The sequence below is a fragment of the Methylobacterium sp. Leaf94 genome (assembly GCF_001426045.1).
GTDB lineage: Bacteria > Pseudomonadota > Alphaproteobacteria > Rhizobiales > Beijerinckiaceae > Methylobacterium.
Window position 1 is genome coordinate 84,911 of the sequence record NZ_LMRM01000002.1, and the last position, 21,033, is coordinate 105,943.

21 protein-coding genes are annotated in these 21,033 nt (G+C 70.3%); 16 read left to right on the forward strand and 5 right to left on the reverse strand.

The features are described 5' to 3' along the window. Nucleotides 1-66: 66 nt before the first annotated feature. From ASG63_RS02145 to ASG63_RS02160, 4 genes are all read left to right on the forward strand, one after another. Nucleotides 67-1,218 carry a hypothetical protein gene (locus ASG63_RS02145; protein WP_056211617.1) on the forward strand — a complete coding sequence of 384 codons (1,152 nt, stop codon included), beginning with the start codon at nucleotides 67-69 and terminating at the stop codon, nucleotides 1,216-1,218. Nucleotides 1,219-1,321: 103 nt separating this feature from the next. Continuing rightward, nucleotides 1,322-2,302, forward strand: coding sequence for an SPFH domain-containing protein (locus tag ASG63_RS02150; protein WP_056211619.1), 981 nt, complete (start codon nucleotides 1,322-1,324; stop codon nucleotides 2,300-2,302). Then, the gene (locus tag ASG63_RS02155) at nucleotides 2,299-2,733 is read left to right on the forward strand and encodes an NfeD family protein (RefSeq protein ID WP_056211621.1); all 435 of its coding nucleotides are present in this window, start codon (nucleotides 2,299-2,301) and stop codon (nucleotides 2,731-2,733) included. Before ASG63_RS02150 ends, ASG63_RS02155 begins: the two co-directional genes overlap by 4 nt. A 135-nt stretch (nucleotides 2,734-2,868) precedes the next feature. Then, nucleotides 2,869-4,350: a phosphomannomutase gene (locus tag ASG63_RS02160; RefSeq protein WP_082559141.1), complete on the forward strand. Its 1,482-nt coding sequence runs from the start codon at nucleotides 2,869-2,871 to the stop codon at nucleotides 4,348-4,350. A 61-nt stretch (nucleotides 4,351-4,411) separates the two neighbouring features. Here the strand turns inward: ASG63_RS02160 and ASG63_RS02165 are convergent, their stop codons facing one another. Further along, nucleotides 4,412-7,327 carry a phosphoenolpyruvate carboxylase gene (locus ASG63_RS02165; protein WP_056211809.1) on the reverse strand — a complete coding sequence of 972 codons (2,916 nt, stop codon included), beginning with the start codon at nucleotides 7,325-7,327 and terminating at the stop codon, nucleotides 4,412-4,414. Between the two features lie 330 nt (nucleotides 7,328-7,657). Between ASG63_RS02165 and ASG63_RS02170 the strand changes: the two genes are divergently transcribed. Genes ASG63_RS02170 through ASG63_RS02180 form a run of 3 tightly spaced genes read left to right on the forward strand, consistent with a single transcriptional unit; the run spans nucleotide 7,658 to nucleotide 9,271 of the window. Then, complete coding sequence (locus tag ASG63_RS02170; protein WP_056211623.1) at nucleotides 7,658-7,969, forward strand: hypothetical protein; 312 nt, start codon at nucleotides 7,658-7,660, stop codon at nucleotides 7,967-7,969. Further along, nucleotides 7,969-8,799, forward strand: a complete 831-nt coding sequence (locus ASG63_RS02175; protein ID WP_156394043.1) for a hypothetical protein — start codon at nucleotides 7,969-7,971, stop codon at nucleotides 8,797-8,799. The genes ASG63_RS02170 and ASG63_RS02175 overlap by 1 nt, the downstream gene beginning before the upstream one ends. 22 nt (nucleotides 8,800-8,821) lie before the next feature. Further along, a complete protein-coding gene (locus ASG63_RS02180) occupies nucleotides 8,822-9,271 on the forward strand; it encodes a cupin domain-containing protein (RefSeq protein WP_056211625.1) in 450 nt (149 codons plus the stop codon). A gap of 3 nt (nucleotides 9,272-9,274) precedes the next feature. Here the strand turns inward: ASG63_RS02180 and yddG are convergent, their stop codons facing one another. Beyond that, nucleotides 9,275-10,165 carry an aromatic amino acid exporter YddG gene (gene yddG / locus ASG63_RS02185; RefSeq protein ID WP_056211627.1) on the reverse strand — a complete coding sequence of 297 codons (891 nt, stop codon included), beginning with the start codon at nucleotides 10,163-10,165 and terminating at the stop codon, nucleotides 9,275-9,277. 254 nt (nucleotides 10,166-10,419) lie between these two features. Between yddG and ASG63_RS02190 the strand changes: the two genes are divergently transcribed. Beyond that, entirely contained in the window at nucleotides 10,420-10,980 is a 561-nt protein-coding gene (locus ASG63_RS02190; protein ID WP_056211629.1) for a c-type cytochrome, methanol metabolism-related, read from the forward strand. A gap of 91 nt (nucleotides 10,981-11,071) precedes the next feature. Here ASG63_RS02190 and phbB read toward each other — a convergent pair whose 3' ends face one another. Continuing rightward, complete coding sequence (gene phbB, locus ASG63_RS02195) at nucleotides 11,072-11,800, reverse strand: acetoacetyl-CoA reductase (RefSeq protein WP_056211631.1); 729 nt, start codon at nucleotides 11,798-11,800, stop codon at nucleotides 11,072-11,074. A gap of 134 nt (nucleotides 11,801-11,934) precedes the next feature. Continuing rightward, nucleotides 11,935-13,116 (reverse strand): acetyl-CoA C-acetyltransferase, encoded by a 1,182-nt coding sequence (locus ASG63_RS02200; protein WP_056211632.1) that lies wholly within the window; start codon nucleotides 13,114-13,116, stop codon nucleotides 11,935-11,937. Between the two features lie 317 nt (nucleotides 13,117-13,433). Here ASG63_RS02200 and phaR point away from each other — a divergent pair, with 317 nt between their 5' ends. Together phaR and ASG63_RS02210 are read left to right on the forward strand one after the other, a co-directional pair. Further along, nucleotides 13,434-14,057, forward strand: a complete 624-nt coding sequence (phaR, locus tag ASG63_RS02205) for a polyhydroxyalkanoate synthesis repressor PhaR (RefSeq protein WP_056211634.1) — start codon at nucleotides 13,434-13,436, stop codon at nucleotides 14,055-14,057. A 157-nt stretch (nucleotides 14,058-14,214) separates the two neighbouring features. After that, entirely contained in the window at nucleotides 14,215-14,463 is a 249-nt protein-coding gene (locus tag ASG63_RS02210; RefSeq protein ID WP_056211636.1) for a hypothetical protein, read from the forward strand. A 130-nt stretch (nucleotides 14,464-14,593) separates the two neighbouring features. Here ASG63_RS02210 and rpmF read toward each other — a convergent pair whose 3' ends face one another. Then, entirely contained in the window at nucleotides 14,594-14,782 is a 189-nt protein-coding gene (rpmF, locus tag ASG63_RS02215) for a 50S ribosomal protein L32 (protein WP_055946842.1), read from the reverse strand. 389 nt (nucleotides 14,783-15,171) lie between these two features. Here rpmF and ASG63_RS02220 point away from each other — a divergent pair, with 389 nt between their 5' ends. The 6 genes from ASG63_RS02220 (at nucleotide 15,172) to rpoN (ending at nucleotide 20,942) form a co-directional block, all read left to right on the forward strand. Then, the gene (locus ASG63_RS02220; protein ID WP_056211638.1) at nucleotides 15,172-15,534 is read left to right on the forward strand and encodes a helix-hairpin-helix domain-containing protein; all 363 of its coding nucleotides are present in this window, start codon (nucleotides 15,172-15,174) and stop codon (nucleotides 15,532-15,534) included. 168 nt (nucleotides 15,535-15,702) lie between these two features. Beyond that, the gene (locus ASG63_RS02225; RefSeq protein WP_056211640.1) at nucleotides 15,703-16,329 is read left to right on the forward strand and encodes a ribonuclease D; all 627 of its coding nucleotides are present in this window, start codon (nucleotides 15,703-15,705) and stop codon (nucleotides 16,327-16,329) included. A 242-nt stretch (nucleotides 16,330-16,571) separates the two neighbouring features. Further along, nucleotides 16,572-17,369 (forward strand): hypothetical protein, encoded by a 798-nt coding sequence (locus ASG63_RS02230; RefSeq protein WP_056211642.1) that lies wholly within the window; start codon nucleotides 16,572-16,574, stop codon nucleotides 17,367-17,369. 38 nt (nucleotides 17,370-17,407) lie between these two features. Continuing rightward, nucleotides 17,408-18,139 carry an LptA/OstA family protein gene (locus ASG63_RS02235; RefSeq protein ID WP_443189768.1) on the forward strand — a complete coding sequence of 244 codons (732 nt, stop codon included), beginning with the start codon at nucleotides 17,408-17,410 and terminating at the stop codon, nucleotides 18,137-18,139. 83 nt (nucleotides 18,140-18,222) lie between these two features. Continuing rightward, nucleotides 18,223-19,011 carry an LPS export ABC transporter ATP-binding protein gene (gene lptB, locus ASG63_RS02240; RefSeq protein ID WP_244479792.1) on the forward strand — a complete coding sequence of 263 codons (789 nt, stop codon included), beginning with the start codon at nucleotides 18,223-18,225 and terminating at the stop codon, nucleotides 19,009-19,011. A 368-nt stretch (nucleotides 19,012-19,379) separates the two neighbouring features. Next, nucleotides 19,380-20,942 carry an RNA polymerase factor sigma-54 gene (gene rpoN, locus ASG63_RS02245; protein WP_082559143.1) on the forward strand — a complete coding sequence of 521 codons (1,563 nt, stop codon included), beginning with the start codon at nucleotides 19,380-19,382 and terminating at the stop codon, nucleotides 20,940-20,942. Nucleotides 20,943-21,033: the final 91 nt, after the last annotated feature.

Below are 21,033 nucleotides of genomic sequence, written 5' to 3' on the forward strand. Positions count from 1 at the left end.
CGAAATCCACCCTCGCCGGGACTGGGTGAGGCGCGACGGGACGGGGCGGCCTCGGAGCGTGAGGCCTTGCGCCTGCGTATCGCCCGAGCCGTCACGCAGGCAGGCGCCTATCCGGTGGCAGAGCGCACGCTCGCGCTCCTGGCGGAAGCGGCCCTCGCGCCGAGCCTGGAGCCGCCCGGCTACCGCGTGATCGATCGGACGGGCGCACCGCGTCACGTCACCGAGGCGGACGGGGCCCTGGTTCCGATGGATTTGCCGGCCCTCCTCGCGGAACTCCGAGACCGGCACCCCGCCCTGTTCCGGCCGATTCCCGCGCCGGAACCCGAGTCCGCGCCGGAGCCCGTTCCGACGGAGGATTTCCGAATGGCGACGGCGCGGTTCGTCGAGGCGCAGTCGGTTCTCGCACGGTCTCTGGTCACGCGCTCGGCCACCCGAAGCCGTGCCCTCGCCACCTCCCTGTCCAGTCGCTTCGCGACGCTCCGGCGCAGCCGGGTCGCGTCATCGCCGGCTGAGGCGGTCGCACCGGGACCCGCGGCCGACCCCGCGGGGCCGAGCCGGGCCGGCCTCGTCGCCGGCCGCGTCCGAGAGGGGGCGCAGCGCGTCGGCGGCTATGCCCGCGGTCGCCTCGCCGACAGCGCCTCGCGTCTCGGCGAAGTCGCCCGCGACCGCAATGTGATGCGCGATGCCCTGTCCCGGCGCGCCCTCCCGATCGGACTCGGCGCCGCTGCGCTCGTGGCCCTCCTCGCCGTCTTCGGAGGGCGGACGCCGCAGGAGACCGCTTCGCCCGATACGGGGGGGGCGGCTCAATCCCCGCCGCAGGCCTCATCCACAGCGGCGCCGCCGAGCGCGCCCGACATGAGTCCCGCTCTGCCGGAGGAAACGCCTCCGAAACCGGCCTCGGCCAACGAGATCCGTGGTCCGGTGGAGGTCATCGATACCGCGACCCTGCGGGTCGGCGGCAAGCTCGTGCGCCTTTTCGGGGTGGAGTGGGTGCGCGGCGGACAGGCTGACGAACTCACCCGCTACCTGGCCGGCCGTACCGTGACCTGCCAGCCGGTGGCCGGCAGCGAGGCCCGCCTGTGCGCGGTGGACGGGCGCGACCTCTCCGAGGTGGTGCTGTTCAACGGCGGCGGCCGCGCCTCACCCGAGGCGACGCCCGACCTCGTGGCCGCCGAGGACCATGCCCGCGCCGAGCGCCTCGGAGTTTGGGGACGCTGACACCCTGACCTTGGTCGCCTCCGCGCCCAGGACGCACCGGACACCCTTGCGTCGCACGATCCGGCCGGTCTCAATGCCGGCAGGATCGTCGGGGGAATGGGGCATGGATTTCTCTGTGGGCGTGAGCGTCGCGGCGGTGGTGCTCGTGGCGCTCGTCGTCGTGACCCTCGGGATCGGCATCAACATCGTCCCGCAGGGGCACGTCTACACCGTGGAGCGGTTCGGCAAGTACCACCGCAGCCTGGAATCCGGCCTCGGCCTCATCGCCCCCTACGTCGAGCGAATCGGCCGGCGGGTGAACGTGATGGAGCAGGTCATCGACGTGCCGAGCCAAGAGGCCTTCACCCGCGACAATGCCGGGGTGCGGATCGATGCCGTGGTGTTCTACCAGGTGCTCGATGCAGCCCGAGCCTCCTACGAGGTCTCCAACCTCGAGGTCGCGATGATGACTCTGACGATGACCAACATCCGCACGGTGGTCGGCTCCATGGATCTCGACCAGCTACTGTCCCACCGCGACGAGATCAACGAGCGCCTGCTGCGGGTGATGGATGCCGCCGCCTCACCCTGGGGCGTGAAGATGACCCGCATCGAGATCAAGGACATCGTGCCGCCCGCCGACCTCGCCGGCGCGATGGCGCGGCAGATGAAGGCCGAGCGCGAGAAGCGCGCCTCTGTGCTGGAGGCGGAGGGGCACCGGCAAGCCGAGATCCTGCGTGCGGAGGGGCGCAAGCAATCGGCGATCCTGGAGGCGGAAGGGCGCAAGGAGGCGGCCTTTCGCGATGCGGAGGCGCGGGAGCGCGGAGCGGAGGCCGAGGCGCGGGCGACCCAGCTCGTCAGCGAGGCCATCGCCAAGGGCGACCTCGCGGCAGCGAATTTCCTCGTGGCCGAGAAGTATGTCGAGGCGGTCAAGGCCATCGCCACCGCGCCGAACCAGCGCGTGGTGGTGGTCCCGATCGAGGCGGCGGCCCTCGCGGGCACCCTGGGCGGCATCGCCGAGATCACCCGAAGCGTCTTTGGCGAGGGGGCTCCTGCCCGGAAGAGTGCGGGCCTGCCTCCGAATGTCGGCGGGTCGGCGCGATGATCGCGTCGTTCGTCGACGCGATCGGCCCGGCCTGGACCTGGATCCTCGTCGGCCTCGTGCTGATGGGAACCGAACTCGTTGCCTCGGGAGTGTTCCTGCTCTGGCTCGGTCTCGCAGCCGTGGTCACGGGGCTGCAAAGTCTCCTCGTGCCGATGCCCTGGCAGGGACAGCTGCTGCTGTTCGCCGTCCTGTCGGTGGCCTTCGCGGTGGTCGCAAGCCGCCGGAACAAGGACGGTCCGAGCGCCCTGAACCAGGGCGCCCAGGGCCTCGTCGGGCGGGACTATTCCCTCGTGGCACCGATCGTCGCCGGCGAGGGTCGGATTCGCGTCAACGACACCCTCTGGCGCGTCACCGGCCCGGATGCGCCGATGGGCGCTCGGGTGCGGGTGACGGGGGTGGAAGGCACGCTGCTCACGGTCGTGCCGGTTTAGGCACCGGCACCCCCTCGGGGATCGCGCCCCTGGCCTCCACGAATCGGCACGCGATTGAGACGGGGAACCACTTCTCCTAGAAGCAGCGCTGTCGTCTTGCCGGCGCCGCGTCGCGCCCCTGTGATGGGAGTTCTCATGAGCAGCTTGAAGTTCGGGACGAGCGGTCTGCGTGGGCTGGTCACCGACCTGGTGGGCTGGCCGAGCTACGCCTATGCGAGGGCCTTCTTCCGCTCCGTCGCCGAGACGACCGGCACCGGTCGCACCGTCGTGATCGGGCGAGATCTGCGCGACAGCAGCCCCGGCATCGCCGCCACGGTGGCGGCCGCCGCCACGGGCGCCGGCTTCACGGCCATCGATTGCGGCGCGCTGCCGACGCCGGCCCTGGCTCTGGAAGCGCTTCGGCGCGGCGTCTGTGCCGTGATGGTCACCGGCAGCCACATTCCGGAGGACCGGAACGGTCTGAAATTCTACCGGCCCGACGGTGAGATCACCAAGACCGATGAGGCTGCGATCCTGGCGGCCCTCGGCGACGTCTCCACGGAGGGCGCCATGGCGGCGGCCGATCCCGCTGCGCCGGAGCCCGGCGCGACGGACCGTTACCGTCAGCGCTATTGCGGATCGTTCCCGTCCGACATCCTGGCCGGCCTCAGGATCGCGGTCTACCAGCAGAGCTCCGTGGCGCGCGACCTGCTCGTGGAACTGCTGACGGCGTTGGGCGCGAACGTGACCTCGATCGGGCGCGCGGACCGCTTCGTTCCCATCGACACGGAGGCCCATCGCCCTGAGGACATCGCCTTCATCCGCGATGCCACGGCGTCGGGCGATTTCGACGCCCTGGTGACGACGGATGGCGACGCGGACCGGCCACTGGTCGCGGATGCCGCCGGACGAATCCTGCGGGGGGATGTTCTCGGGCTGATCACGGCGCGGTATCTCGGCGTCGATACCGTCGTCGTGCCGGTCACGGCGGGCTCGGCCATCGAGCATGCGGGCGGGTTCCGGCAGGTGCTGCGCACCAGGGTCGGCTCGCCCTACGTCATCGCCGGCATGGCCCAGGCGGAGACGGAGGGCGCCGACGCCGTTGTCGGCTTTGAGGCGAATGGTGGCTTCCTGCTCGGTTCGGACGTCACCCTCGATGGCCGAACCCTGCCCGCGCTGCCGACCCGCGATGCGATGCTGCCGATTCTGGCGACCCTGGCCGCGGCGCGCAAAGCCGGACTGTCGCTCGCGGACCTCGTCGCATCCCTCTCCGTGGGCGAGACCGCCAGCGACCGCCTGCCCAATACGCCGGCCGAGAAGAGCGGCGCCTTCCTGGGGCAACTCGGCGAGGAGACGTATCGGCGGGATTTCGTTCGGCCGATCGGTGAGCCGCGCGCCATCGACGAGCAGGATGGCGTGAGGATGGAGCTTGATGGCGGACGCACCATCCACTTCCGCGCCTCCGGCAACGCGCCCGAACTGCGCTGCTACGCCGAGGCGGGAACGGCCGGAGAGGCGGAGGACCTGGTCCGCTGGGGATTGGCGGCCGCGGCGGCCGCGATGACGATGGGCGCGCCGGGCTCGGGCTCGGGCTCGGGCTCGGGCTCCGCGCCGCACGGATCGGCGTTCGGCCCCTGAACTTGAGGAGCTGCCGGCGTAACCCGGCGGCCTCGGCGCGCCGGGGCCGTGAGGCTCGACCTCATCCGAACGCGCCCACCTCGTGCTGGATCATGCCCGAGATCTCGCGCACCCGCTGGAAGCTGCGCCGGATCGGCTCGAACAGCGTCTTGTGCTCGGCCTCGTAGGTACCGACGTCGCGCGGGCCCGCCGGTTCGCCGAAGTTCAGGCCGAGGGTCGGATCCGGGGTGATCGGGAAGATGTCCTCCAGCAGCGTGAGGCAGCCGTCGATGTCGAGGCGCAGGAAGCGCTCGATCAGCGCTTCTCGGCTCACGCCCGATTGCGGTCGGAAACCCGGAATGTGCACGGCCAGGAACCAGATCCGGTGGATCAGCGCGAGGCGGATCGCGTGCAGCAGGGTCAGGCGGGCCGACATCCGGCCGAGGTCGGGAGCGGCGACCTGCAGGTTGAGCCAGTCGCAGGTGAGGCGGCCGAAGAGGTGGCGCAGGTCGGGGGCGAGCCGCAGCCGGTCGAGGGCGTTGGCGATCACCACGAGTTCCTCGCGCCGGCCGTCGCGCTGGGTGCGCCGGGCCCGCTCCAGCCACACCGCCGGGTCGAGCGTGTCGATATACGCGCGCAGCACGTCGAGGTCGGAGACGCTGGCCGCGTGCTGCACAAGTCGGAAGGCCCGGGAGAAGCGCACGGAATCCCGGCGCATGTCACGGAACAGGTCCGGGGTCCGGCCGGCCGCCCGGCCGACGCCGTGCAGGGAATTGGCCAGGAAGCCGAGCTGCTGCAGGATCGCGTTGTTGGGAATCGCCCGCATCTGGCGCGGATGGGTGATCATGGTCGGGCCGCCGCCATCGGTCTGGCGGGCGACGGGCCGGGAGCCCGTGCGGTCGAGGAGGCTCGGACCGAAGGTCCCCAGCAGGGCGGCGTAGCCGGGATCGTCCACCAGCGCCTCCATGTCCTGGCGCACCACGGTGAAGAACTCGGCGGCGAAATCCGGCTCGGCGTAGATCGGGTCGTCGGTCTCGTCGGCCCCGCTGGCGGGATCGGAGAGGACATAGTCGGCGAAGCTGTCGTCGTCGGCGGTGTCGAAGGCGAAGACGTGCTCGGCGATGCGCTCCACCGTGGCCTCGGCCAGGGGCAGGGTGCCGAACATTAGGTAGCCGTCCGAGCCCTGGAAGCTCGATTCGAGGCGTACCCGGATCCCGGCATTCCGGTTGCGCCGACGCGAATCCTCCGGGGCGAGATAGGCGAGGCGGTCGCGCAGGGAGCTGGGATGCGCGCCCCGGCCGATGGATTCGCCGTGGGTGTCGAAGATCGCGAGTTCCACGCCCGTGAGATCGTTCTGCACCATCAGCTCGGTGATGCGCAGGCGCAGACGCTCGATCCAGAAGCTCGCCGCGAGCTGGCCGACATAGCGCCCGGAATCGGAATAGCCGAACTGTACCGTCAGTCGGCCGATGCGCTTGAGATATTGCCGCCAATGCGGGTTGCGGAGCGCATCGTCGAGGACCCGGATGCCCTGTTCGAGGGCGCTGGCCGTCTCGAACAGCGGCGTGATCTCGACCCTGTCGGCGATGCCGTAGTGCCGCGCCAGCCAGAGGGCGGCCAGCAGCGTGTAGCCGGTCTCGGTCTCGGCGATCAGGAAGCGGACCGGGTGGGTGCCGTCCACGTGCTTGAGGATCTGGGTGATCGTCATCATCAGCCGGGCGGCCGAGGCCCGCTCGGCGGCGAGCGCGCCGAAATCCACGTCCACCGCCTGCACGTCGTTGAGCAGCGCGTGGATGGTGGCGAGGTGCGAACGGCGCTGGGCGGCGTCCGTGGGTTCACCCTCGAGATCGGTGACGCGCCGCACCGCGTTGTGGATCTGGCTGGCGTTCAGCCGGAAATGCGGCAGGGCGTTCGAGAGACCGTGGGTGGCGATGCCGGACCGCAGCAGGGCGATGCTGCGCTGGTCGGCCTCGGATTCGGCCGCCCCGAGGGCGCCCGCGAGTCCGGCCAGGATCGCGCTGGCATCGGTCTGGGCCCGTTCGCGCTCGATGATCAGGGCGAGGGCGAAGCGATGCACCGCCTCCAGGGACGGCTTGGTTCCGAGCCGGGGCGCGACGGCGAGCTGGCGGTTCACGGCGGCGAGGGCGTTCCCCGTGAGGTCGCGCACCACCTGGGTCGCGGGCACCTGGGGGAGGTGGCGCATGACCCGATCGAGCTGCATCCGCTTGGATTCGAGGCGATAGCGCAGGGTGTCCCACCAGCCGATATCGGTGCGCCCGTCGGTGTCGCACCCGACCCAGCTCGCGATCGCGAAGGGTTTCGGGACGAGCTCCGTCCAGCGGTCGGGCCAGCGCGCCCGGGCCGCATCGAGGAGCATGGCGTTGAAGCCGTCGACGGCGGTGCGGCCGTGATTGGCCGCGATGCAGGCCTGCTCGAACTCGTCGTCGAGGCTGATGTTCGGGTCGGGCCGGGTCGAGAGGGCGGCCGCGCGCGCGACCAGCGGCGCGCGGGCGGCGCCCTCGGCCTGGCTCGCCGCCTGGGCGATCAGGGCGGCGACGGCGCGCGGCATCCCGAAGGTCGGATGGGCGGTGAAGACCACGGCGAAGCCCGTGCGGCCCACGAGGTCCCGGAAGGTCTCGAAATCGCCCTGGCGCGCGGGGACCGCCGCCACGAGACGGGCGGCCATCCGGCTGTCGGGCGCCGACACCGCGTCCCGGTCCAGCCCCACATAGGCGCGCAGGCGCTCGGCGCGGGACGCTAGGGACTGGGATCGCAGCCGGGGAAACAGGTCGTCCAGGTCGTCCTCGCCGATTTCGCCCCGGTCGAAGCGCCGGGTGATGGCGAGCGTGACCGCGAGCACGGGATTGCGGAACGGATCCTCCGCCGCCTGCTCGCGGGATTCCTCGATCAGCCGCAGGAGGTCGCGCTCCAGGCTCTCCGCCCCCTGCGGATCAGGGCCGGGGTCGTGGGCGGCATCGGCCGGATTGAGGTCATGCATGCGCATCGATCGACCTTGAGGTTCGGGAGCGGGCTAGGGCGTCATACGGCATGCGGACGCCGCCGATGCGTCGGAACTGCGCGAAATCCCCGGCCATCGACACGGAAAGAGGGCCATCCCCGGGGTCGCATGGTCCATCCCTGCGCAGTCCCTGTCTGCACGGCTCATGCCTGACCGCCCCGGAACCGGGGATATCGAGCCGGGGTCGAGCCGTTTCTTCTGACATCGTCGCCCGACGACGCAAGGACCGTTCCGGCGTGGGGCGGCGGTCCGCGAACGTGCCGGGAGAGGATGCAACGCGGCGCGTCCTGGGCTAACGCTGGACCCGGCATGGAAACACTCCTGATCCTGGGGGCCCTGGGCGTCCTCCTGTTCTCCGGCTTCCTCGTGGCCCTTCAGCTCAGAAGGGGGCGTCGGCCCGAACTGCGCATGGCGCGCGAGGAAGACCTCGTGGATGAGGCCGATGGCGAGGATCTGCTGATCCGCAGCCTCGAGCCGCTGCGCCCCAGTCCCATCGATCGCAGCGCGACCGTCCTGGACATCGAGCCGGAGCGGCCGCTCGGGGTTTCGGACGAGGACCCGGCCCGTAAGTTGCCGTCGCCGCACCGTCCAGACCCGCATCGAGAACGAGAGCTTCGCTGATGGTGTGCTCCCGCACGCGCCGGTGGCCGACCCTCCAGCCCGCGGCCTTCCTGTCGCTGGCCTCCCTGTCCCTGGTTGCCCTGATCGTGGCGGGAGCGGCCCAGGCTCAGGTGTCCGAGCCGGCTCCCGAAACCGAGCGGCCGGCCGCGGCGCCGACCCCGCGCCGGCTTGCCCCGAAGCCCAAACCCAAGCCCGCGCCCAAACCTGCGGTGAAACCGGCGGCCGAGGCCCCCGCGACCACCCCCACCGACCCCGAGCCCGTCGCCACTCCCGCGCCCGTCGCCGCTCCCGCGCCGATGCCAGCCGCTAACCTGCCCGGCCTGACCGTGCAGTGCGAGGCCCGGGCGGCGGTCTACGAGGGACAGAAGGACTTTGTGGTCTGGGTGACCCGCACGGGGGCCGTCGTCGTCGAGAATCCGCTGCGCCCGCTCACGCCGGAGACGACCCGGGTCCTGGAGGTCGTTATCGCCGGCAAGGCCGCCACGGCATACGGCCCCGACCTGTTCGCCCTGCGGCGCGGCGGCAGCCCGGCAGCCCTCGGGGCGCTGCTCGGCGCCCCGGTCCGCTGGGATGCCGTGCCGGCGCCCCTGCCCGACACGCTCAACATCGTCTCCGACACCGGAAAGAGTCTGGCGCAGCTCGGGTTTCGGGAATGCGGGGAGGCTCCAGCCGTGACGCGTGCGCCGGTGGCCGCCGGGAACGAGGCGGCCAAGCCGAGCAAGACCCCGGTCAAGAAGGTCCGGCCGAAGGTGGCCAGGGAGTCGGGGAGCGGATCGTCCGGCGCCAAGGCCCCCCCCGGCCTCAGCCTGCCGCAGGGTGCCATCGAGTGACGCCATCTGCAGGAGTTCGCCCATGAGTGCCGGATCCCAGGGACCGACCGCCGCCGAGGTGATCGCCCGCCTCGGCCTCGCACCGCACCCGGAGGGCGGGCATTACCGCGAGACCTTCCGGGATCCCCGCACCGTCGAGGGGCGCTCGGTGGGCAGCGCGATCTACTACCTCCTCGATCTCGGTGAGGTCTCCGAATGGCACCGGGTGGATGCGGCCGAGATCTGGCACTGGCACGCGGGCGCCCCCCTCGTCCTGACGGTGAGCCCCAACGGTCACGATGCCAGCGCGGCCTATCTCGGCCCCGACCTCGCGCGGGGTCAGCAGCCGCAGATCGTCGTCCCGGCCGGCCACTGGCAGACCGCCACCAGCCTCGGGGCCTGGACGCTGGTGGGCTGCACGGTCTCACCGGCCTTCGAATTCGCCGGCTTCGAGATGGCGCCGCCGGACTGGCGCCCGATGCCCAGGTCGTGAGGTTCAGGTCCTGTTGCGGAGGCGCTCGCGCGTCCCGGCCCGGGAGGCCCGCACCGCCACCCCGGCGCCGAGGACGATGAGGAGGCAGGCGAACGCCAGGGCCGGGCTCGGCTCGGCATAGCCGGCGAGCACCAGGGTCAGGGTCGACAGGATCGGGGCGGCGTAGGCCGCGACCCCGAGAAGGCGCAGGTCGCCCCGCTTCACTCCAATGTCCCAGAGATAGAACGCGGCGCCTACCGGCCCCAGGCCGAGGGCGACGACCGCCCCCCACTGCACCGTGCCCGCCGGCCACAGCGTCGTCTCGAAGGCGCGATGGCAGGCGAGGCTAAGAGCCGCTGTGGCGAGGCAGAAGCCCGCCACCGCATCGGTCGGCACCGCCCCGACCCGGGACGAGAGCACGGAATAGCCCGACCAGACGAAGGCGGCCGCCAGGGCCGCGAGATAGCCGGGCAGGGCTCCGGCGGCGAAGTCGATCCCGCCGCGGCCGGCGAACAGCACCATGACGCCGGCGAGTCCGAGGGCGGCCCCGCCGAGATGGCCGGCGTGCAGGCCCGCCGCCCCGGGAAGCCGGGCCGACAGCAGCACGATCAGGAGGGGCCAAAGATAATTGAGCAGGCCCGCCTCCGCCGGTGGGGCGAGGCGCAAGGCGGCGAAGTACAGGGCGTGGTATCCGAACAGGCCGCCGACGCCGAGGAGCCAGACCAGCCAGGGCTGGCGCAGGGTTCGGAGCCCCTCGCGCCTCAGGGGCCAGCTCGTGCAGCCCACCAGGCCGCCCACCGCGAAGGTCATGGCGGCGAGTTGGAACGGGGGTATCGCGCCGGACAATGCGGTCAGCAGCGCGAGTTGCGACCACAGCAGGATCGCGCCGAAACCGAGGAGGGTCGGGGTGGGCATGGGAGGACCGAAGCGGATGGCAGGGGGCTCCTGTCCCATGGAGACCCGCCGGATGGCAACCGGGGACGATCCGGGATCCGACACGAGGCGCACCGACGCGCGGACCAGGGGCGATACGGACCGGTATCGCGGCGCGACGCACCCGATGGCGAGGCGCTGGCGCGCATGATCTCACAACTTGGGGATGTTTTCCCTTGCGGACGGTTGTTTCAGGGCGTTTCTACCCTCGTCGCCCCAGACCCGGAGTCTTCAGGATGCGTCGGTCCCGTTCGTCCACTGCTACGCTGTTCGCCTCGACCCTGCTCGTCCTCGGTGCCAGTCCCGGCCGGGCGGATACGACCCCGCCCGCGCCCGATCCGACCCTGAAGAGCGAGGGGCCGACCCAACCGGCCAAGGTCGACGACGGAAGTTACGTCGACAAGGACGGCACGCCGACCTACCACGTGACCCAGGGCGGCAAGATGGTCGATTGGCCGGCCATGTCCGGTTACGTGCGCTACAATGCCAACTGCATCGTCTGCCACGGCCCCGACGGGGCCGGTTCGACCTATGCGCCATCGCTGGTCGAGGCCCTGAAGCGCGACGATTACGCGACCTTCGTAGGGATCGTCGCGGGCGGCAAGAAGGACGTCAATTCCGCGCAGCAGCTGGTGATGCCGGCCTTCGGCGACAACCGGAACGTGATGTGCTACATCGACGACATCTACGTCTACCTGCGGGCGCGGGCAGACGGCGTCATCGGTCGCGGCCGGCCGGCCGAGCACGAACCGAAATCCGAGTCGTTCAAGAAGCGCGAGGACGCCTGCATGGGCTGAAGCGCATCCTCGGATGGAGCGGTATCCCCCGAGAGGGACCCAATCCCGCCGCAGCGGGGGCGACGCGCGCCGCCCTCGCTGGTTCTAGAGATCAGGCGATGTACTGGGCGCCGTTGATCGTCAGAGTCGAGCCGGTGATGAAGCCGGAATCGTCGGCGGCGAGATACTCCACCGCGCGGGCGATCTCCTCGGCCTCACCGAGGCGACCCACCGGGATCGTCGAGATGATCTTGTTGCGCACCTCCTCCGGCACCGCCATGACCATGTCGGTGGCGATGTAGCCCGGCGCGATCACGTTGACGGTGATGCCCTTGGAGGCGCTCTCCTGGGCCAGGGCCTTGGCGAAGCCGATCACGCCGGCCTTGGCGGCCGAGTAGTTGGTCTGGCCGACCTGGCCCTTCTGGCCGTTGATCGACGAGATCAGGATGATGCGGCCGAAGCCCCGGTTGCGCATGCCCTCGATCACCGGCCGGGTGACCGTGAAGGCGGAGTCGAGGTTGGTCTTGATGACCGCCTGCCACTTCTCGAAGGTCATCTTGTGGAACAGGCCGTCACGGGTGATGCCGGCATTGTTGACCAGGATGTCGACCGGGCCGACCTCGGCCTCGACCGCCTTGATGCCGGCCTCGCAGGCCGCGTAGTCCCCGACGTCGAACTTGAAGACCGGGATGCCGGTCTCGTCCTTGAAGGCATTGGCCGCCTCGTCGTTGCCACCGTAATTGGCCGCGACCTTGTAGCCCTTGGCCTTCAGGCCCTTCGCGATGGCGGCGCCGATGCCGCGGGTGCCGCCGGTGACGAGGGCGACGCGTTCCTGAGCCATGGTTTCCTCCGAGATCTGGTTTCTTGTGATTGTCTTTGGCCGGTCGCGCTTTAGCGGAGGGTCCACGTCGGGCGCGACCGATTTAAATTTGCGGCGCCGTCAAGAATTCATGCGGCGCCCCTCAAGGCTCGGGCTCAGACGCGCTCGACGCAGAGGGCGACGCCCATGCCGCCGCCGATGCACAGGGTGGCGAGGCCGCGCTTGGCGTCACGGCGCTTCAGCTCGTGCAGGAGGGTGACGAGGACGCGGGCGCCCGAGGCCCCGATCGGGTGGCCGATGGCGATGGCGCCGCCATTGACGTTCACCTTGTCGGTGTCCCAGCCCATGTCCTTGTTCACGGCGAGCGCCTGGGCGGCGAAGGCCTCGTTGGCCTCGATCAGGTCGAGGTCGGAAGCCTTCCAGCCAGCCTTGTCCAGGGCCTTGCGCGAGGCCGGGATCGGGCCGGTGCCCATCAACTTGGGGTCGACGCCGGCCGTGGCCCAGGAGACGATCCGGGCCAGGGGCTTGATGCCCCGGCGCTCGGCCTCGGAAGCCGACATCAGCACGATGGCGGCCGCGCCGTCGTTGAGGCCGGAGGCGTTGGCGGCGGTGACGGTGCCGTCCTTGGCGAAGGCGGGCTTGAGCTTGGCCATGGCCTCGACGGTGGCACCGTCGCGGATGTACTCGTCGGTATCGACCACGACGTCGCCCTTGCGGCCCGGCACGGTGACGGCGGCGATCTCCTCCTTGAAGCGGCCCTCCTTGCGGGCGGCCTCGGCCTTGTTCTGCGAGGCGGTGGCGAACTGGTCCTGCTGCTCGCGGGTCAGCTGGAAGGCCTGCGCCACGTTCTCGGCCGTCTGGCCCATGTGGTAGCCGTTGAAGGCGTCCCAGAGGCCGTCCTTGATCATGGTGTCGACGAGCTTGACGTCGCCCATCTTCTGGCCGCCGCGCAGGTACTGCGCGTGGGGGGAGAGCGACATCGATTCCTGGCCGCCGGCCACGATCACGGTGGCGTCGCCGTTGGCAATCTGCTGCATGCCGATGGCGACCGTGCGCAGGCCCGAGCCGCAGACCTGATTGACGCCCCAGGCGGTGGCCTTCTCGGGGATGCCAGCCTTGATGGCGGCTTGGCGGGCGGGGTTCTGGCCGGCGCCGGCGGTGAGGACCTGGCCGAAGATCACCTCGTCCACGTCGTCGGCCGGGACGCCGGCGCGCTCGAGGGCGGCCTTGATCGCCACGGCGCCGAGATCGTGCGCGGGGACGGTGTTGAATACGCCGCCGAACGAACCCACCGCGGTGCGCGCCGCACCGACGATGACGATATCTTCTGCTGCCATGGTGACGTTCTCCTCATTCCGGCGGGCGCTCCCTTGACGCTCTGAATGCAATCGAGCGTGGGCGCCTTTGTGCCGTTCCCTCGGATGAAAGCCGTCGACCCTGCGAAGTCAAGGCATCCGAAGGTTGTTTGCGGCCCCGCCCGTGACAGGACGCTCTCCCTTGCGTGGTATTCCGCGGGATGGGCGATAAATTGCTGTTTTCGTCGGCACGGGAACGTCTTAAGGTGCACTTGTGCGGCGCGGGATCGAGCAGCGGTCCTTGGCGCCGCGGTAAGAAGATCGCGCGGCTACGAACGCGCCGGGAGAGGCCCCCAGAAATGGCGGATAACGGTAAGTCCACACACACCGTCATCAAGAAATACGCCAACCGGCGCCTCTATCACACCGGGACGTCGACCTACGTCACCCTCGAGGACTTGGCGACGATGGTGCAGAACGGCGAGGACTTCCTCGTCTACGACGCGCGCTCGGGCGACGACATCACCCGGTCGGTGCTGACGCAGATCATCTTCGAGCAGGAGAACAAGGCCGGCGAGGACAACCTGCTGCCGGTGGCTTTCCTGCGCCAGCTGATCCGCTTCTACGGTGACAGCATGCGCACCATGGTTCCGAGCTTCCTGGAATTCTCGATGGCGAACTTCGCCCGGGACCAGGAGGGCCTGCGCGAGAAGATGACGCAGAGCTTCGCGCCCACCGCGTTCCAGAGTGCGATGGAGGAGCAGGTCCGGGCGAACATGAGCTTCTTCGGCGACGCAATGAAGATGTTCACCACCTTCGGCACCGGCCCGCTCTCCGGCATGGGGGCGCATCCCTCCTCGGCGGGCAAGTCCGCCGGCGTTCCCGCCCCGGTCCAGCACGGCCCGGCCGGAAGCGACCTCGACGACCTCAAGCGCCAGATGGCCGAGATGCAGTCCCGCCTTGAGGACCTGGCCAAGAAGTAGGCCCGCGGCGTCGGTGGAAATCTCCCGTGTGCGGGAATCGCCCGAGACCCTCAACGGGTAACCTTGCTGTGCGAGAGGCGCCGGATCAAAGGTTGACGAACCGTTAACGCGGGCCAATTCTGTTCCCACGGGCCATCCGGGCGCGGGGAGCGGGGGCATGGAGCGTGCCGAGACGGAGCGGGACGACCCGGGAGGCGCACCGCCTGAAGCGGTTCCCCTCGCGCGCCATGACCTCGTGGTCATTTCCGGCGGCGGGGCGTCCGGGTTTCGGCCGGTTCCGGCCCGTCCCCTGTCCGGCTTCCTGGCCCAGCTCATCGTCAGCACCGAGCCAACCCTGCGGCCGTCCCGCATCGAGCGCACGCGCTCGGCCGCGGCGCGCTACGCCGAGGCTGCGCGCCGCGCCTGACGGACGCTGACATCACCCTCGGATGGTGGCGATCGGCCAACGAAAAAAGCCGGGCCCCTGCGGGGCCTCGGCTCGGAATCTCGGGCGTGCGGTGCCGTCCGGGGCGGCCGTACGGCGCCCCCGCGAGGACTCAGGCCTCGGTCGACTTCACCTTGAGGACCTGGCGGCCCCGGTACATGCCGGTCTTGAGATCGATGTGGTGGGGACGACGCAGCTCGCCCGAATCCTTGTCGGTGACGTAGGTCGGGGCCTTGAGAGCGTCGGCGGAGCGGCGCATGCCGCGACGCGAGGGGGAGGTCTTTCGCTTCGGAACGGCCATCGGAAGAGTCCTGCTACGGCAAAAAAGGCACCGTGGGCGCGACTTCCAGGGGAAGGCCGCCTCGGTACCGCGGTCAAACGGAGATTCGCTGGCGGCTCTATAACGCCACCCGCAGGTTCTGGCTAGAGTGTCCCGCGCAGGAGGTTCGAAGAGGCGGGGCCGACAGGTCCGGCGCGGATCGGGCCTCGGCGCGGCAAGGATCCCCGGCCCTCGCCGTGCCGTCCAGGATCCCGCCCTGGACCCGCGGAGGATTCGCTCCCCGCCGCACGGCATCAATCCCGGCGCGGAGACGCGCGAGGACTTTAATCTGCGGTTCAAGTTGGAACTTCTACCTAGGGGACAGGCTCGCCGCCGCATTACGCGGAGGGCGATGCTTTCGGGAGACATCCATGTCCTCATCCCTGCTGCGTACCCTCGCCGTTCTGACCTGCCTCGCCGCCGGCCCCGCCCTGGCCCAGGCGCCAAGCCCGGCCGCCCCCACGCCCTCGACGGCTCCCAAGACCGTGGCGCCGACCGCGCCCGCGGCGCCCAAGGCGCCGACGGTCGAGCCGGCCGCGAAGACGGCCCTGGTCGACATCAACAGCGCCACCGCCGCCGAGCTCGACGCCCTGCCGGGCATCGGTGCCGCCCGCGCCGCCGCGATCATCAAGGGGCGCCCCTATCGAGGCAAGGACGAGCTTCTGTCCAAGAAAATCATCCCGCAGAACGCCTATGACGGCATCAAGGACAAGGTCATCGCCAAGCAGAAGTGAGGCTGGCCAAATGGACATGTAAGGTCTGGCGCGGCGCGCGGGGTGTCCCTGCGCGCCGCGCGGTCTGCCACCCTTGCGGGGGTCCGTGCCGGGTGATAGGCGCCGGGGATCACACGAGAAACGCCGTTCGTGGCCCGTCGTCGATCCCAGCGCGAAAACTCCCCGTCCATGCCGCCGCCCCCCGCCATCCGCCTGCATCGCGGCGACCTGCCCGCCGATTACGTCGCCGGCCCGGCCATCGCCATCGACACCGAGACCCTCGGGCTCAACCCGCATCGCGACCGCCTCTGCGTCGTGCAGATCTCGCGTGGCGACGGCGCTGCCGACGTGCTCCAGATCATCCCTGGCGGACCGGCTCCCGAGACGCTGATGCGCGTGCTGGCCGATCCGGCCACCCTGAAGATCTTCCACTTCGCGCGCTTCGACCTCGCGGTGCTGTTCCAGGGCCTTGGGGTCATGCCGGCGCCGGTCTACTGCACCAAGGTGGCCTCGAAGCTGGCTCGCACCTACACCGACCGGCACGGGCTGAAGGACGTGGTCCGGGAACTCGTGGGCATCGACCTTTCCAAGCAGCAGCAATCCTCGGATTGGGGCGCCGATACCCTGAGCCAAGCCCAGGTCGATTACGCCGCCTCCGATGTGCTCTACCTGCACGCCGCGCGCGCGCGGCTCGACGCGATGCTGGAGCGGGAGGGCCGCACGGATCTCGCGCGGAACTGCTTCGACTTCCTTCCGACCCGCGCCCGGCTCGACCTCGCCGGCTGGGCGGACACCGACATCTTCGCGCATGCCTAGGGGCGGCCTCCCTCGCATGGGCCCCCGTCACGCCAGCCTTCCTGTCCCCGGCCTCCGTGCGCCGTCGCACATCCCCGCGCCCGCGCCTGCGCCATTCCGCCCTCGGGTGAACCGGAGGCTTGATGCTTTCTCAAGCTTCCCGTCATAACTTCGCCACTGCCCCCGGCCATCCGGCGGTCGACCCAGCCGTGGCGCGCTCCTCGCGTGCGCCGACGCCGCCGGGGCACGATGTTGGAAAGATCATGCACCTGGGCGCGGCGATCGAGACGGGGCAGACGAGCGACGGCCGCGTCGATGCACGCCGGACCCGCGCCCATGCGCGGGCGCGCAACCACAGCAGCCACGTGCGCGCCCTGCGCCGGCTGATCCCCCTCGCCGCCGGAACCGCCGTCATCGCACTCGCGGTCGTGACCCTGTTCAATCCCTTCGGAGCCGGCCTCCCCGACGTGTCGGTGGGCCAGCTCAGCCTGTCGGGCAGCAGGGTGAAGATGGAGAATCCCCGCCTGTCCGGCTTTCGGAAGGGCGACCGGGGCTACGAGGTCACCGCCATCGCCGCTTTCCAGGACGTTCGCAAGCCGAGCGTGATCGAATTGCAGGCCATGAAGGGCCAGCTCAACACCGACGACAAGGGCGGCCTCGTCCACCTCGAAGCCGCCTCCGGCGTGTTCGATTCCGCGCGCGAATCCCTGAACCTCGACCGCGACATCCGGCTCTGGACGGACAAGGGGGAGGAGGTCCGCCTGAAGACGGCCGCCGTCGACTTCAAGGCCGGCAGCGTCCGGTCGAGCGAGACCGTCGCCGTCTCCATGCCGAGCGGCACCATCGTGGCCGACACCTTGGAGGTGATCGACAGCGGCCACGTCATCTCCTTCGTCGGCAACGTCCATACGGTCCTGCACGGTCGGGATCCGTCGGGAGGGGATCCGCAGGACAAGTCCGAGGCCGGGGCCGACAAGGCTCAGGTCGCCGGGCTGACCGACAAGCCGACGCGCATCCGGACCACGGCGGCCGAGCCCGAGGACGGGGAGCGCCGCCGGTGACGCGGCCCACGGTGAAGGACGTCGTCCCGCATCGGTGCCTGACGGCCCTCGTGCTCGCGCTGGCGAGCGTGATCGCGGCCGGGCCCGCCGCGGCACAGACCGCGCCCGCGGCCCCGCGCAAGGAGAAGGCCGCTTCGCCCCTGGGCAACCTCGGCGGCGGCGGCAAGGAGCCGATCAAGATCGACGCCGATCGTCTCGACGTGTTCGACCGCGAGAACAAGGCCGTCTTCGCCGGCAACGTCGTCGCCGTGCAGGGCGACAGCACGATCCGCTGCTCCAGCATGACGGTGCGCTACAAGCGCGGCAAGGACAAGAAAGAGCCAGCGGCGGGCGGCGAGCCGGCCAGCCAGGCGGAGCGGGCCGCCGGCCTGAACGAGAACGGCATCCAGCGCGTGGAATGTGCCGGCCCGGTGACCGTGGTGCAGAAGGACCAGATCGCCACCGGCGACAACGCCGTGTTCGATCAGGAGGCCAAGCGCATCGTGGTCACCGGCAACGTCATCCTGAGCCAGTGCCAGAACGTCACCCGCGGCTCCCGCCTCGTCTACGACATGAACACCGGCCGGGCGAACATGGACCCGGTGGCGGGCGGGCGCGTCTCCGCCCTCCTCGTGCCGCAGAAGGAGGACGGGGCCAAGGGCAAGGGCTGCACGCCGGCGTCCATCGCCGGACGCGCGTCCAAGCCGCCGGCCGACAAGCCCGCAGCGGACAAGCCCACCGAAGCCCCCGCCGAGAAGCCTGCCGGCAAGACCCGGGCCCAGACGAATTGAGTGCCGCAGCGCCGGCGCCCGCCCTGGCGGAGCGCTCCTCCGATCGTGCCGGCGCGCCGCCTGCGCCCTCCCTGCTCCGGCGGTTGTTCGGAGGGCGCGCCCGTCGTCACGCGGCCGAGGCGGCCGCCATCGTCGAGGAGGGCGGCGGGCCGGGCATCCTCTGCGTGCGCGGCCTGCGCAAGAGTTACGGCGCCCGCACCGTTGTGCACGAGGCCGGCCTCACTGTGCGCAACGGCGAGGCGGTCGGTCTCCTCGGCCCCAACGGCGCCGGCAAGACCACCATCTTCTACATGATCACCGGCCTCGTCACGGCCGATCGCGGGACCATCACCCTCGACGGCCTGCCGATCACCCAACTGCCGATGTACCAGCGGGCCCGCCTCGGCATCGGCTACCTGCCGCAGGAGGCCTCGATCTTCCGTGGCCTCACCGTGGAGGACAACATCCGTGCGGTGCTCGAGGTGGCCGAGCCCGACCGCAAGGAGCGCGCCCGCAAGCTCGAATCGCTGCTCGAGGAGTTCGATATCGCGCGCCTGCGCAAGTCGCCGTCCATCGCCCTCTCCGGAGGCGAGCGCCGTCGCTGCGAGATCGCCCGGGCGCTCGCTTCCTCGCCGAGCTTCATGCTTCTCGACGAGCCCTTCGCGGGGATCGACCCCATCGCGGTCGGCGACATCCAAGACCTGGTGAAGCACCTGAAGCAGCGCGGGATCGGCGTGCTCATCACCGACCACAACGTGCGCGAGACCCTTGGGCTCATCGATCGCGCCTACATCGCCCATTCGGGTCGCATCCTCACCGAGGGAACGCCCGAGGAGATCGTGGCCAATCCGGAGGCCCGCCGCCTCTATCTCGGCGAGGATTTCCGCCTCTAGGGGCCGGTCTCGTCCGAACCCTGCAGCGTCAGCTCTGCATCCGGGTCACAGCCCAAGGATTTTTTCAGCCGGCGTCCAGGACGATCCGAACCGCACGCCAATGGTGCAATGCGGGAATTTCGGCTGATTTTCCAAGCTTTTGTTAGCGTCCAAGATGCGACGCAGGGGTCTCCGCTGGAGTGCCCGCCCCCGTGCTGCTTTCATGGCCTGCTCAATTTGCGTGCAAGCCCGGTCCGCCACGCTTTGACGCGGGATCGGGTTGGCGTTAGACCTGGGGGCAGACGACAGGAAGCAAGATTTGTGCCGAGGTTCGGTTCACGGCGACGTGGGCCGCTGGTCCGAGGTGCGACTCACCCGGGGCGACAACCATGAGTCTGCTGCAACGGCTGGAAATGCGCCAGGGCCAAGCCCTGGTGATGACGCCTCAGCTTCTCCAGGCGATCAAGCTCCTCCAGCTCTCCCAGCTCGACCTCGCCGCCTACGTCGATGCCGAACTCGAGCGCAATCCGTTGCTGGAGCGCGCCGACGGCGAGAGCGAGATCGAACGCGCGCCGGCCGAGACACCTTCCGAATCCTCGGTCGATCGCGACGGGGACGGCGAGGGGGGCGACTACGACGGGAGCGACGAGCCCTGGATCGCCACCACGCTGACGGCGAGCGGCGCCGACATGGAGAGCGCCCTCGACACGCGCCTCGACAACGTGTTCTCGGACGAGAACCCGACCCATGCCCGCGAGGCGGCTTCCGGGGACATGCTCTCGCTGACGCCGGCGCCCTACGGCAATACCGGCGGCAGCTTCGACGGCGAGGCCCCGGACTTCGAGGCGAGCCTCACCGTCGAGGTTTCCCTGCGCGAGCATCTCGGCGCCCAGCTCGACCTCGCCACCCGCGATCCCCTGGACCGGCTGATCGGCGGCTTCCTCATCGATGCCGTCGACGATGCCGGTTACCTGCGCGAATCGATCGACGCGGTGGCTGAGCGCCTCGGCGCCTCCCTCGACCGGGTCGCCCGGGTGCTGAAGCTTGTCCAGAGCTTCGAGCCCGCCGGCATCGCCGCGCGCGACCTCGCCGAGTGCCTCGCCCTGCAGCTGCGCGACCGAGACCGGTTCGATCCGGCCATGCAGGCGCTGGTGTCGCGCCTCGACCTCGTGGCCAAGCGCGATTTCGCGGCGCTGCGCCGGCTCTGCGGCGTCGACGACGAGGATCTCGTCGACATGCTGGCCGAGCTGCGCCGGCTCGATCCGAAACCCGGCCGCGCCTTCGGAACCCGGGCCGTCGAGGTGCTGATCCCCGACGTGTTCGTGCGCGCGGCGCCCGACGGCTCGTGGCTGGTGGAGCTCAACGCCGAGGCCCTGCCGCGGGTGCTGGTCAATCAGAGCTACTATGCCCGCGTCTCCCGCGGCGCGGCGGCCGAGGGCGACAAGGCCTTCCTGTCGGAATGCCTGCAGACCGCCAACTGGCTCACCCGCAGCCTGGAGCAGCGGGCCCGCACCATCCTCAAGGTCGCCTCCGAGATCGTGCGCCAGCAGGACGCCTTCTTCCTGCACGGCGTCGCTCACCTGCGCCCGCTCAACCTGAAGACCGTGGCCGAGGCGATCGGCATGCATGAATCCACCGTCTCGCGGGTCACCTCGAACAAGTCGATCGGCACCAGCCGCGGCACGCTGGAGATGAAGTACTTCTTCACCGCCGCGATCCCGGGCGCCGCCGGCACCGCCTCGCATTCGTCCGAGGCCGTCCGCCACCGCATCAAGCAGCTCGTCGACGGCGAGGCGCCGAGCGACGTGCTCTCCGACGACGCCCTGGTGCAGCGCCTGCGTGACGAGGGCATCGACATCGCACGCCGCACCGTCGCCAAGTACCGGGAATCCCTGCGCATTCCCTCCTCGATCGAGCGCCGTCGCGAGCATTTCGCCTATGCGGGGCGGTGAGACCCCTCGGCGGGGCGTCCCCTTCGGCGACGAACGGTGCGGGCCAGCAAGATCCACAGCGGCCCGCCTTCCGCAGTCCCAGGGGCTCGCG